The sequence below is a fragment of the Companilactobacillus nuruki genome (assembly GCF_002872255.1).
Lineage (GTDB): Bacteria > Bacillota > Bacilli > Lactobacillales > Lactobacillaceae > Companilactobacillus > Companilactobacillus nuruki.
Map to the genome: position 1 here is coordinate 29,147 of NZ_NIPR01000005.1, position 13,358 is coordinate 42,504.

Below are 13,358 nucleotides of genomic sequence, written 5' to 3' on the forward strand. Positions count from 1 at the left end.
CTTAGCCGAATTCACGTTTCACGATTTCAAATGCTGCCATAATAGTCTGATCCATATTGTAATAACGATACAAGCCTAACCTGCCACCAAAGATCACATTGGGATAGGTACTTTTTGCCAAATTTACATACTTTGAATATAACTGTTTATTCTCTTGATCATTAACCGGATAATAAGGTTCTCCACCACGTTGGAAATTCTTTGGATATTCTCTAGTTATTACGGTTTTATACTTATTCCCTTTGCCAAATTCAAAATGTTTATGTTCAATAATTCTAGTAAAGGGCGTTTGACTATCGGTATAGTTGACTACTGCGTTACCTTGAAAGTTATCCATATCTCTAATCTCAGTTTCAAATTTTAAACTACGATATGATAAATCTCCCAATTGATAATCAAAGAATTGATCAATCATCCCTGTAAAAACAACTATTTGATAATGTTTTAAATAACTATCCCTATCATTCAAAAAATCAGTGTTCAATTTTACATCTATTAATGGACTATCTAATAATTGTTCAATTATCTGAGTATACCCACCCATTGGTATACCCTGAAAAGGATCATTGAAATAATTATTATCATATGTAAAACGAACCGGTAGCCGTCGAATAATAAATGCCGGTAACTCGGTGGCCTTTTTACCCCATTGTTTTTCGGTATAGCCTTTTATTAATTTTTGATAAACATCAATTCCTACTAAAGACTCAGCTTGTTCCTCCAGATTCTTGGGGGGACCAGAAAGATTTAATTGTGCTTTTTGCTGATTAATTTTTTCTTGAGCCTGTTGCGGGGTTATTACATTCCAAAGTTTATTAAAAGTATTCATATTAAAGGGCAAGTTATAAATTTCATCATGAAAATTAGCAATCGGAGCATTAATATAATTATTAAATTCAGCAAATTGGTTAACATACTCCCAAACTTTTTTTGATTGAGTATGAAAGATATGGGCACCATAGACATGAACCTGAATGCCTTCAATCTCTTTAGTATAAATATTTCCACCAACGTGATCACGTTTCTCTAAAATAGTTACATGATGGCCTCTCTTAGCTGCCTCATAAGCAAAAACTGAGCCAAATAAGCCTGAACCTACAATTAGATATTCCATACTATTCACCTTCACTAATTTGAATAAGTTCGACAGTACGAGATTTTAGGATGGAAGAATCTCCCCGCAATCATTCCATGAAGTATAATTTTAGATTTTTGAAATCTTTTATCTACACTTGGTCCAAATATGACTCTGAGCAATTCCCAATCCATACCTGCATAGGATTTTAGTTTCACTTTTCCATGCTTCTTTTGAGCTAAAAAAGTTCGATTTCTAAATGAATAAAAATACCTATCTAATCGATTGCTTTGATCGGTTATTATATCTACACCACAATTTTGTTTCATCTTATGAATCACAATACTTTTGGGAACAAAGTAAGAAGTAAATTGTTGGCTAATTCTTGAAGTGTATTCAGTATCATCACCCCAAATGAAGAATTCTTTATATGGCAAACCGACTTTCTCAATAACTATTTTGGGAATCAATATTGAAACAAATGAAGCTGAGATTACAGTCGGTAAAAAATTATCCTTATCGGAGTTTTGATTCCATTTTCTTTGATCAACTACAGGCACATTCATCACAGCAGCTGATTTATCAATCCAGCGAACATTGCTAGCCAAAAATCCAAAGTTCTTATCTCCCGCCGCTTGGACAAGTTTCGATAAAGCATCAGTTTGCGGAATAGTATCATCGTCCATAATCCATAAATACTCTCCATAATTGTTTTCAACAAAATACTTTATTCCTTCAAAAAAACCACCTGAACCACCTAAATTTTTCTTCATAAAACAAATTTTCATATTAGAATCTGCTAACTGATGCAAATACTCAGTCGTTCCGTCACTACTATTGTTATCGACTACAATTATTTTTTGGACTGGTAATGTTTGGCTTTTAATCACATTCAAACATTCTTTTAACAAATCCAAACGATTATACGTTACTACTAAGGCTGTAATGTCCATCTTCTCGCCACCTTTAGAAATGAATTAAATTCATTTTCCAAATTGCTAAATAATGAATTGCTGGAAAGAGATAAAAATGTGATTTGATCAATAAACGAATTGGCAAATTAACATCCTCTGCTTCAAAGAAATAATCTTTTTGAACATGCTGGTAAAATTTTTTTAATTCAGTTTTCGTCTTAATACCAATTGGAGCTAAAGTAATTATTTTCAACTGTGTAGCAATCATTCGACTTAAGCGGTTAATCATCAATTCTTTTTGATTCTCATTCAAAATGTCCAAATGACCTGCAATATAGTCATTAACATGACTAACGACTAAATCATGCTGTTGCTTATTCTTATACATATTTTTCAAACTAATTGATTGTCCGGCTTGATTAACGCGGTAATTGTATAGTGGTAAATCAATAAATTTAAAAGTCTTCACATAAGGTATTGGATAAAGAATGTACTCAATATCAACATAATAAGCATGTTCATCTATTTTAATCTGGTGTTGCTGTAACAATTCGGTTTTTAATGTATAAGTATGCATTGATGGCACTGGTTCAATTTTTTGATTTTGTAAATAATACTGATATTTCCATTCAATATCTTCTGGTTTGATTTCTTTGAGATGTTTATTTTGGGTTTTATCGTTAAAAGCCCAAAATGGTGTCAAAATCAAATCTGAATCTTCATCTTCTAATATCTTTACAAATTGATCTAGATTAACACTATCTAACCAATCATCTGCATCAACTACTTTAAAATAGCGTCCTGTGGCGTACTTAATTCCCATATTAATGGTTGAACCATGTCCACCATTTTTTTTAGAAATCAATCTGATTGAAGCAGGATATTCTGTTACATATTTGTTAGCCACCAAGGTTGTCTTATCAGTTGAACCATCATCAATAATCAAAATATCCAATTGATCCAACGATTGACAGATAAGTAAATTTCCTAAGATATTATCCAAAAATTTTTCAGCATTATAACTTGGAATAACAATTGATAAAACTTTATCCATTGCTCTACCCCATTTCTTGTAACATTCTGACTAAGTTAGCGAAGTAGTTTTCACTGTAAAATCTATTAATTGATTGAGTTATTTTTTCTTGAGAGTAATCTTTTTGATAAACTTCCAACATTTTATTTTTTAATTCTTCGATATCACCCAAATGGTAAAGCATCCCATTTTCTCTAGTTATCTCATCTTCAGGACCCGTGGAAATACTGCTGGAAATCACAGGTATTCCATGTGACATTGCTTCAAGAATCGACATCGGTAATCCTTCATACGTTGAGGTCAAAACAAATGCCGTTGCAGAATCAATTTCTTTCCAAGGGGTCTTATACCATCCCTTAAACAAAACCGCTTCATCGAGTTGGAGTTGTTTGACGAGTGTTTTGATTTGATCGGTATCTTTTTTCAATCCATTTCCCCATAATTCTAAAGTCGCATCTGGAAATTTTTTTCTAACTAGGCAAAAGGCATGGATTAATTCTTGTAAATTCTTTTGATGTTGATATTCCAAACGCCCTACATAAATATACTTTGGTACTTTACTTGCCTTAATTTGGTAACAATTTGAATCAGTCGGATTAAAAACGGTGTTAATTTTCTCATCAGATATCCCCATATCCAATAACTGTTGCTTAATCCCTGTGGAAATAGCTAAATGGTAATCAGCCAATCTAAAATACTTGTCATTATTAACAAACATTTTTGTTAACGAAAAGTGTATCCAATTAGTAATACGGTATTTCTTATGGAAAATTCTCCGAATTTTGTAACTTAAACGAATATACTTTGGTGATAAGACAATCACCATATCAGACTTTGTAAATATCAAATCAGCAGCTAAATTAATCAAACCAATATACTTCATTAACTTATTATTGAAAGGTCGAATCCTTAAACCATCTTTATCAGATAATAATTGGCTGTCTCGATAGGCAAAGGGTTGAATGAATCTAACTTTTAGATCACCATCAGTATCCTTAAAATATTGCTTCCATTTTCTCAAGACGGTTTCCGTCCCACCAATATATGGTGGATAAAAATAAGGTACGATTACGTCTACAGATTTCATGCAACTACCCCGGATAGATATAATCTCTCAATTTTGTTCACCATATCTATCACATTATAATGTTTGGTAAATAACTGATAACTGGCATCCGAAAACTGTCTTTGAGCGACTATTACTGAATCGAATGCTTTGAGCAATTGCGAATCATCATTCAAAATAGCTTCTGTTAACAATATCCCGTTCTCTTTTACTAATTCCGTATGGCCGATCACATCGGTAATGATCAAGGGCATCTTCTCAGATATTGCTTCCAAAACCGAAAACGGCTGTCCTTCATAACGAGAGGTAGAAAAGAAAATATCAGCATCTTCTAAATATTTATAAGGATCATTTCTATAACCAACAAACTTTATTTTTGAACTTAATCCCAGATTAATAATTTTAGTTCGACATTCATTCAACAATGGACCATCTCCGACCCAAATAAAATTACTATTAGGACGTTCTTTGATTATCTTTTGAGCAATACTGATAAATAATTGTGGATTCTTTTGGAAGTCGCATCGAGCCACATTTACAAAGCTTACGGCTGAATGCTGTGTTCTATGAATTTGATGGAAGGGAACCCCATTATTAATTACTAGTGACTGATCCTTTTTTACTAATTTATTAGTTAAGGCATAGTTCTCTTCATCACTGGAAACATGAATTACTTTAGTAAAAAAATGGCTCATAAATTTTTCTGCAAGTTTTAATAATAAATTTTTAAAACTGCCTCGATTGATTTCTGAAAAATAGGCATGGGGCGTAAAAAAAATCGGTGGGCAGTCATGATACCGAATCTTATATAGAACCATTGTTATTCCGGCAACTGTACTGTGGGCATGAACCAACTGAATTTTTTTAGACGTTATTAATTTATGTAAACATTTCAAGATTGAGAAAAATTTAAAAATTTTTTTGGGAAAATCAGACATTCGATCATCAACTAGATACTTAGCTGGTATCTCTGCTCCTCTTTTGGAACTGACTAGTGTGATCATCTGTAAATTCTTCATATGTCCAAAACGATTCAAATAATCAACCTGGCGTTTAACTCCGCCACCATATGCTTCACAGATTTCTAGGACTTTCATAATATCACCTCATTAATAGGCTCCATTTGGTTTAAAAAATAAAACTACAGTTTTTAGTAAAACGTATAAATCTAATCTAAAATTGCAGCTATTTATGTATTCCCAATCCAGTAAAACCATTTCGTTAAAGCTAACATTGCTCCGTCCACTGATTTGCCATAATCCTGTACAGCCAGGTTTAACATTCAATCGTTGAATATCGAACATATCATAACGATTAACCTCATTAGGCAATGGTGGTCTAGGACCTACTAAACTCATTTGACCCAACACTACATTTAATAATTGTGGCAATTCATCCAGGCTATATTTGCGGATAAAATGACCAACTTTTGTCACTCTAGGATCATGTTTCATTTTGAACATTGCTCCAGCAACTTCGTTTTTTTGTGTCAATTGATTTAATTTTTGGTCTGCATCAACACACATTGAACGAAATTTGAACATTTGAAACTTTTTTTGCATTTTTCCAATTCGTACTTGCTGATAAAAAATTGGACCATGCGGATCATCAATCTTTATCGCAATAGCAATAACCAAAAAAATTGGTAATAATATTATTAACCCCATTAGACTGGCAAAAAAATCAAAACAACGTTTTGCAAATCGATAAATGTATCTTTGTTGTTGATATCCAGCATTAATAGAACTTTTCCAATATTCCATATATAAGCCTCCTTTAAATTTCCCATTAATTTAAAAGAGCCGATATTTCTATCTATACGCTCCGTAATTCATCCCGTAGTAACCTGTTTTCTGAACTGTTACTCGATTCATAATTGCTCCGATAATATTGGCATGAACCAATTCCAAAGATTCTTTAGCATGACGAACATCCAATTTGGTAGCAATTCCTTGTGGCACAACCATTACTACTCCATCAGTCACAGTTGCCAGAATTTGTGTATCCGTAACCGTATTAACTGGTGGTGAATCTAAAATTAATAGATCAAATTCTTTTCCCAATTCTTGTAACAAGTGCTTTAATCTATCACTGCCGATTAATTCAGCCGGATTTGGTGGAATTGGTCCGCTAGTTACAACATATAGATTCTGTATTGATGACGATTGAATTATTTCGTTTAGTTTGGCATTACCAGATAAATAATTTGATAGTCCTAAATTGTTCTTCAACCCAAATGTTTTGTGAATTGTTGGACGCCGTAGATCTGTATCTAGCAAAATGACCTTATTGCCTTGATCAGCACAAGTAATCGCAAAGTTATTACTAACTGTTGACTTACCTTCAGATGGTGCTGACGACGTGAAAACAATCGACTTTATCTTCTTATCAACTGCCGTAAATTGAATATTAGTTCGGATCGTTCTAAATTGTTCAGCAACAGAATTTCTAGGATCTGTATAAGTAATTAAATTAACACCGTATTTTTGACTAAAGTCATTTAATTTCTTTCTTTTATTGAACATTACTTATCACTCCGATCTTTTAAAATTGCACCACTGGCCATACTTGCGGATACATCATGCACTGGTCTGGGTTTATTAATTTCATCAACTTGTCCTAAATTTAACCATCCCATTGTATCGGTTAAGAATGACTCATTAAGAACTGTTTTGTCGGTCGCTTCACGTATCAATGCCAATCCCATTCCAAGAATCAAACCTACAATCAAACCACCTAAAAGATTCAGCCATTTATGAGGACTATATGGAATTTGACTTGGCGTTGCAGTTGAAACAATTGATACATTATTGATACTCATGATTTTTCCAATTTTTTGTTTAAAAACACTGGCTGTTTCATTCGCAATTGCTGCAGCCGTTTTAGCATTGGTAGATTTGGCTGTTACTGAAAACACTTGCGAATTTTGTTGACTCGTAATTGAAATAGCCTTCCTAAGCTCTGATTCTGAGCCCGGATAACCCGGATATTTATTCATGTCTTGAGCAACGACATCCAGCACCGTTGGACTAGTTATAATATCTTTATAAGTACTGATCAGCTGCACATTGGCTTGAACCTGTTGAAATTGAGCTGTTTGTAGGTCATCAGATAACTTACGATTAATCAAAATATCGGTTGTTGATTCATATTTGGGGACGATAACCAAAAATGTTACAAATCCCGTCATAAATACCGAAATGAGTGTAGTGACGATCACCATTTTGATGTGTTTACGAAAAACATCTAAAGCTTCAAGGATACTTATCGTATTAGTAGTTTTTTCAGATTTCACAGTTTCTTCCTCCAACCACTTTTTCCTACAAAAGATATTTTTTCTTTGTAGTACGGCAAATAATAATACGTGTTTAAACATATTAGTAATAAAATGTTTTTTTATTACAATTCGTATCATTCATCATATTTTTCCAATATATAATTCTGGACCACAAAAAAATACCACCCGTAACCGTCTGCCGCGATTACCAGTGGTATTCATTTCATAATGCGTTTAAACTGTATGGAATAATATCTCCCAAATTATGACTTAATTTATAATAAAAGATTACTAACCCGACAATTATTACAACTACTTCTAAAACAGTCTTAACAATTCTTTGATCAAACCTAGCAGTTAACTTAATTATTGCTTGTGGTATAAAAATTATCGCATATATTGCAAAATAATTAGCCATTCTAATAATCAATTGTGATTTGGAACCAAAAATAAATAATATTGCACCAATCGTCGTCATAAAAAGCGCAAAACTCATAATTTTTTCATCAGATATATCTATGAATATTACTGTTATTATTACCAATAACAACAAAAAAGCGCCTAGTAATAGGGTTCCACCACCTGATTCCAAAACCGCATCCGTATACATCTGATAATGATCAAAAATTTGTGAGAAATTATTTAGCAACTTATTCAAGAATAAATTTGATAAAGCCGCCAGTAAAACAACTGCTATAAAGGTTATTCTGTTTTTGCGTGCCATCCAAATTAAAAATCCAATCAATGCAAATATGGCTGTACTATGAATGCCAATAGCTAGTACTATCATTAATCCTGATTCAAAATAACACTTCTTTGATAAGAGTGCTATCGAAAACATGGTCATAGATATGGCTAGCATCTGTCTCTGAATATTAAAACTTTCAAAATAAAAATAAAAAGTTAGATAAATAAAGACACTCCAAAACATTAAATCCGGATCATTATCAAGAATTTCAATTGATTTTAAAATAAAAAATACTGTTGCTAATGACAATACAAATAAAAAGACATGGTAATTACCATTCGATATCCAGTTGATGAAGTTACTCAACGATGAATATACCAATGTTCCATTACCATTAAATCCTGTATTTTGTTCCAAATAGAATCCTACATACTGACTGGTATCAGTCCCCACTACACTGGAACGTAATCCTAGTAATAAGGTCAAATGAACTAGAACCAACCAGAAATATACTTTATGATTTTTATAATAGGTATTAGTAAATAAACTATAAATAATAAAAATTGCCAGATTAATTGAATAAAATATCATTATTCTTACCTCACAATTATATTTGTAAGTAGAATAATACACATGTTTATACATGTCTATTTATTTGAATTGCGATTCTATCTTAAATTTAATATGAAAATAGTCTGTATTGAAATCAACTATGTTTTTTCAAACACAATTGATAATCAATACAGACTATTTATTTTGGTTTATTAAAACCTAAAAAAATATTGTATCTAAATGGATTCTACTAATGACCATTCCAAACTAGTCGAGTAATTTCCTGGTGCCGTTATAACATTATTTATATAAAGTTGTGGACCTTCGCTATCTTCCCAGTTTACGGAGTTTAAACTTTCCCCTTCAACCGTCTCTGAAACAAGTGTTCCTTCGGAATTTAGAATATTATACGTACCATCATTTTGATAATATCGCAATTCTGAAGGAAGTTCATTTTGACCTGACTTAAATGGCAAGCTTTGAGCCAAATAGAGTTTCAGAGCCTTTTTCTCACGTCTGTTATCAGTAACTTCCAATGGACTGCTAGCTAATTTATTTCTGTTTATTAATTTTTGATAAGTATAGGCATTAATATTTCCATAATCCCAATCATTGGCTTTTAAAACAATACTATTGTTAGCAAAATTCAAATTCGTATTTTGTCCTTTGGTAGTGACTACATTATTATTTGAATTGTCAAAACCACTCAAAGAACTTTTTGAAACAAAGTTGGAAGTGAGCGTATCGCCAATTGTTGTATCTAATTGGATTGTAAGTTGCTTACTACTAGAAAAATTAAGATTATTTATCGTTATATACATATTCTCAGTATCTGACGTAACAGTATAATCATGATAATCTTGATTGTTCACTTTCAAGCCTTCAACAGTAGAATTAACCGGTATTGTTAAGCTAAATGTGGCCTTCGTCATCGAAGAATTTGTATTAGTATCATTCAAATTAGCATGATAACTAACTTTATCGCCCTTGGCTACATTATTAATTGTTGTATTACCAGAATCGTGGTCGTTATAACTATTATTAAAAATAGTGTTAGTTACAGTTACAGCTGGTGTTACATTTTTATTTACTGTTAATAGTGCTTGATTGGTGGTAATCGTACTAGTACTTGAACCAGAAGTAATGGTGATGACAGCGTAGTACTTACTTCCATTATCACTAGCGGTCGTTGTTGGAGTCGTATAAGTCATATTATTTCCACTATTATCAACAACTGTATCTTGCCCACTAGTAGATACTCGATGCCAAACTACTGAAGTCGGTTTTTGATCAAATTTTCCCTGAATTGAGAAGGTGGCCTTTTGACCTTCAGTAACTGTCTGATCATCTAATCCTCCACCAATTTTTATATTTACTGAGTCAGTAACACTAGTACCATCATGGTTGGTCATTGTACCAGTAACCTTGACCGTCCCCGATTTCTTATTTGTATTAGCTGTTACTAGACCCGTTTTACTATCAATTGTCGCCAAACTAGTATCATCAATTGACCAAGTTACATTTCCGGTTGCATTGATTGGTGTCGGCGTTGCTCTAGCAAAAGTAGTTGCCGCATTTTCTTGATTATTGTAGAGATAATTACTATCGGCTGTTACTTTTAAACTCGTAGCTTTAACTGGCGCATCAAAAGTAGTTACAAACGCAACTTTAGAATAAACCGTTGGACTTAAAGCGGTTGCAAACAATGTATACCACTGAGTTCTTTGTTGATAATAAACCGTTCCCACTTTATTAGGTGTTACCGTCAAATTTTTACCTGTTTGTGAGGACATCTGCGTCCAAGTTACTCCATCAGTTGATTGATACCAAGTGTAGTGTGGAGTATCTGTTAATCCCAACAACACATCCAGAACTGATCGACCAGCATCCGTATATAGCGTCTTGGGATTATTTACATATGTATACTGATTTTCTGGTTGTAAATCATAACCAGAAGTTAACCAGATAAATAGTAAGATAACCGGATCTGCTGTTGGCTCATGATAAGGTGTTACTGCAGCCTCAGCGGTTATATTTTCAGGAATGATTTTGGAGATCACTTCACTTGTAGAATTTTCTTTTGATGTATTTCTATCAAGACTGGTGGTTGTGAAAATCAATATCATGCTAAGTAAAATTGATATTAAAATTTTTCTCTTCATCATCTCATTTTCCCCTTTTATACAATTTTACGGGGTTCCTGAAATAAAAACATTTTATTACTTGACTAAAAAAGTCAACATATTTGATTAATATTTATTTATCCATAAGCAAAAGGGCTAATTTTTTAATACTTTCTTTGAACTCGTCACATTCAAGATATGCAAAAGATATCCTTATCGAACGATTATGCTTAAAATCATAGATATCTCCAGGATTTAAAAGAATTTTCTTTTTCAATGCTCGTTCAAAAATATCATCTACTTCAATACTTTCGTTAAATGTTAACCAAATGTAAAATCCACCAATAGGTTTATTCCATGTAGCTAATTGGCTAAAGTATTTAGTAAGACATTCCAACGCATTATCACGGCGTTTCTTTAATGTCTTTTTCAAATCAACTAAATATGAGCTATATTTTCCACTCTTTAAAAATTCTGCAAAGACAAGCTGTGATAGAGAACTGGCACCATAGTCCATCTGCATTTTAGCATCCCCTAGACGTTGAATAACTGGTTTTGAGGCAATTACCCAACCAATCCGCAAACCTGGTGCTAACGTTTTAGAAGCACTGCCCAAATACATCACCATTCCGTTATCATCAATTGATTTCAGTGGTTTGAATTGATCATTATCAAAACATAACTCTTGATAGGCGCCATCTTCAATAATTGGTAGCCTATTTTTTATACAAAAATCCATTAATTCTTTGCGTCGAATATCAGACATCGTTATTCCAGTTGGATTTTGATTCGTGGGAATAGTATAAAGGATCGATGACTCCGAATTTTTAATTTGGTTTTTAATTTTCCAATATTCTAAACCATCGTGATCCATCGTAATTCCATTTAACTTTAATCCTGCTGATTGAAACATTTGAAGTGACTTTAGATAGGTTGGTGCTTCTGTAAAAACAGTACTTCCTTCTTTTAACATACATGAAGCAATTAGTTGTAAAGCCTGCAGTGCACCTGAGGTCACTAGGATATTCTCCGTAGAAACATTGATTCCAAATTGTCGCATATGTTCTACTATTGCCTCTCGTAACTCCAGGATTCCCAACGGTTCCGCATACCCCCAAGAAGTTATCTCGGTACTCATCTTTTGTAATACTTCCGTCCACATCTTCTGAGGAAATAAACGTAGATCTAATTCTCCCGTACCTAAACGTGCAATATTGGGTTCAAACTCAAGCTGATTAATCTGTTGTAGACGATAATTGTTTTCTTGAAAGTAGCCTGATGAAATTAATTTTTTCCAACTCGGTTTGGTTGGTAACATCAAAGCCCAAGTATTACTGACTATCTGAGTTCCTGCACCAGATTTTCCTGAAATAATACCGTATGATGTTAACTCATCAATTGCTATTGAAATCGTACTACGATTAACATTAAATAATTTTGCCATTGTCCGTTGAGACGGTAATCTAGCCCCAATAACCCACTCTCCACTAGCTACTCTGTCGCAAACATATTGAATAATTTGTTTGTAAACAGGAATCACTTTATTTTTAGCTGGTTTCCAATTGATTTGAATTGGATCAATTCGTTTCATCATTTGCTCCTTTTGGTTGGGTAAATACCTTAGATTTGGTTGGTTACATTGAATTAGAATATCCATATAATCATTAATGTAGTCAATATATAACACATCATTTGGTTGGTAAAGGGGGCTAATCATGAATTTCTTTTTACAAGGATTAACTATGGGGATTGCATATGATGCACCAATCGGTTTGGCAAATCTATTTGTTATTAATGCAGCTTTGACACAAACGAAACGAAAATCATTTTTGACAGCTTTAATCATTATTATTTTTGACATTTCATTAGCATTCGCCTGTTTCTTTGGCATTGGTGCTATCATGAAAAAATTTGAATGGTTACAATTAGTTATACTTTTAGTTGGCAGTTTGATCGTAATTTACATGGGAATAAATTTACTTCGATCTCAAACTACCGACATTAGTGGTGAGGCTACACCTGAAATGACTGTTATAAAAACTATTACATCAGCCTTTGTAGTTATCTGGTTTAATCCTCAAGCTATTATTGATGGTTCAATGATGTTAGGCGCTTTTCAAGTTACTTTGCCGGCATATAGTTACCCAATTTTCATTACCGGAGTTGGAATTGCTTCAATACTTTGGTTCTTTATTCTCAATGCCGTAGTAACCAAATTCAAAGATAAATTTAACGCTAAAATTTTACGAATTATTAATCTAATCTGTGGAGCAATTATTATTTTATATGGCGGAAAATTATTACTAAACTTTTTTACCTTGTTAATGCATTAAAAGCCTTCAAGAATGGGTCTTTATAATTAAATTCAATCTAATAAATCAAATAAAGATTAATAAATTTCAAATTTTATTATTTACATTTTCAAAAAACATGCTAATATAAGTGTCACAAGATAAAAACGACAAGAAAGAAGAGTAAGACATTCCACACTGACAGTGAGTTGGGGCTGGTGAGAACCCAATCGGTAAATGGATTGTTTGAATAACACTTTCTTATGTTTCTGGCTAAAATGAGTAATCAAAGTAAGTTCAGACGTTAACCGGTACGTTACCATCGGTGGAGCATGTTAG

The 13,358-nt window shown here is 32.8% G+C and carries 12 protein-coding genes and 1 other annotated feature (1 of these 13 cut by a window edge); of the genes, 1 reads left to right on the forward strand and 11 read right to left on the reverse strand.

The genetic code is table 11. The features are described from left to right. Position 1: 1 nt before the first annotated feature. The 11 genes from glf to CBP76_RS02325 form a co-directional block, all read right to left on the reverse strand. Positions 2–1,114 carry a UDP-galactopyranose mutase gene (gene glf, locus CBP76_RS02275; RefSeq protein WP_102195314.1) on the reverse strand — a complete coding sequence of 371 codons (1,113 nt, stop codon included), beginning with the start codon at positions 1,112–1,114 and terminating at the stop codon, positions 2–4. Positions 1,115–1,128: 14 nt separating this feature from the next. Next, positions 1,129–2,028 (reverse strand): glycosyltransferase family 2 protein, encoded by a 900-nt coding sequence (locus tag CBP76_RS02280; protein ID WP_102195315.1) that lies wholly within the window; start codon positions 2,026–2,028, stop codon positions 1,129–1,131. Positions 2,029–2,041: 13 nt separating this feature from the next. After that, entirely contained in the window at positions 2,042–3,043 is a 1,002-nt protein-coding gene (locus CBP76_RS02285; RefSeq protein WP_102195316.1) for a glycosyltransferase family 2 protein, read from the reverse strand. Positions 3,044–3,047: 4 nt separating this feature from the next. Beyond that, entirely contained in the window at positions 3,048–4,109 is a 1,062-nt protein-coding gene (locus CBP76_RS02290; RefSeq protein WP_102195317.1) for a glycosyltransferase, read from the reverse strand. Beyond that, positions 4,106–5,185 carry a glycosyltransferase gene (locus tag CBP76_RS02295; protein ID WP_102195318.1) on the reverse strand — a complete coding sequence of 360 codons (1,080 nt, stop codon included), beginning with the start codon at positions 5,183–5,185 and terminating at the stop codon, positions 4,106–4,108. Before CBP76_RS02295 ends, CBP76_RS02290 begins: the two co-directional genes overlap by 4 nt. Before the next feature lie 12 nt (positions 5,186–5,197). Beyond that, positions 5,198–5,851: a sugar transferase gene (locus tag CBP76_RS02300; protein WP_102195319.1), complete on the reverse strand. Its 654-nt coding sequence runs from the start codon at positions 5,849–5,851 to the stop codon at positions 5,198–5,200. Between the two features lie 48 nt (positions 5,852–5,899). Continuing rightward, positions 5,900–6,613 carry a CpsD/CapB family tyrosine-protein kinase gene (locus tag CBP76_RS02305; RefSeq protein WP_102195320.1) on the reverse strand — a complete coding sequence of 238 codons (714 nt, stop codon included), beginning with the start codon at positions 6,611–6,613 and terminating at the stop codon, positions 5,900–5,902. Next, complete coding sequence (locus CBP76_RS02310; RefSeq protein WP_245865550.1) at positions 6,613–7,383, reverse strand: YveK family protein; 771 nt, start codon at positions 7,381–7,383, stop codon at positions 6,613–6,615. The genes CBP76_RS02305 and CBP76_RS02310 overlap by 1 nt, the downstream gene beginning before the upstream one ends. A 205-nt stretch (positions 7,384–7,588) precedes the next feature. After that, on the reverse strand, positions 7,589–8,644 hold the full coding sequence (locus CBP76_RS02315; RefSeq protein WP_166667155.1) for an EpsG family protein: 1,056 nt from the start codon (positions 8,642–8,644) through the stop codon (positions 7,589–7,591). 197 nt (positions 8,645–8,841) lie between these two features. After that, the gene (locus CBP76_RS02320) at positions 8,842–10,770 is read right to left on the reverse strand and encodes an Ig-like domain-containing protein (RefSeq protein ID WP_102195322.1); all 1,929 of its coding nucleotides are present in this window, start codon (positions 10,768–10,770) and stop codon (positions 8,842–8,844) included. A gap of 91 nt (positions 10,771–10,861) precedes the next feature. Then, entirely contained in the window at positions 10,862–12,319 is a 1,458-nt protein-coding gene (locus tag CBP76_RS02325; protein ID WP_166667156.1) for an aminotransferase-like domain-containing protein, read from the reverse strand. A gap of 124 nt (positions 12,320–12,443) precedes the next feature. On the opposite strand from CBP76_RS02325, the gene CBP76_RS02330 reads away from it, so the two are divergent. Continuing rightward, positions 12,444–13,061 (forward strand): LysE/ArgO family amino acid transporter, encoded by a 618-nt coding sequence (locus CBP76_RS02330; RefSeq protein WP_102195323.1) that lies wholly within the window; start codon positions 12,444–12,446, stop codon positions 13,059–13,061. A 119-nt stretch (positions 13,062–13,180) separates the two neighbouring features. Further along, positions 13,181–13,358, forward strand: a binding site (T-box leader) (it continues 72 nt past the right edge of the window).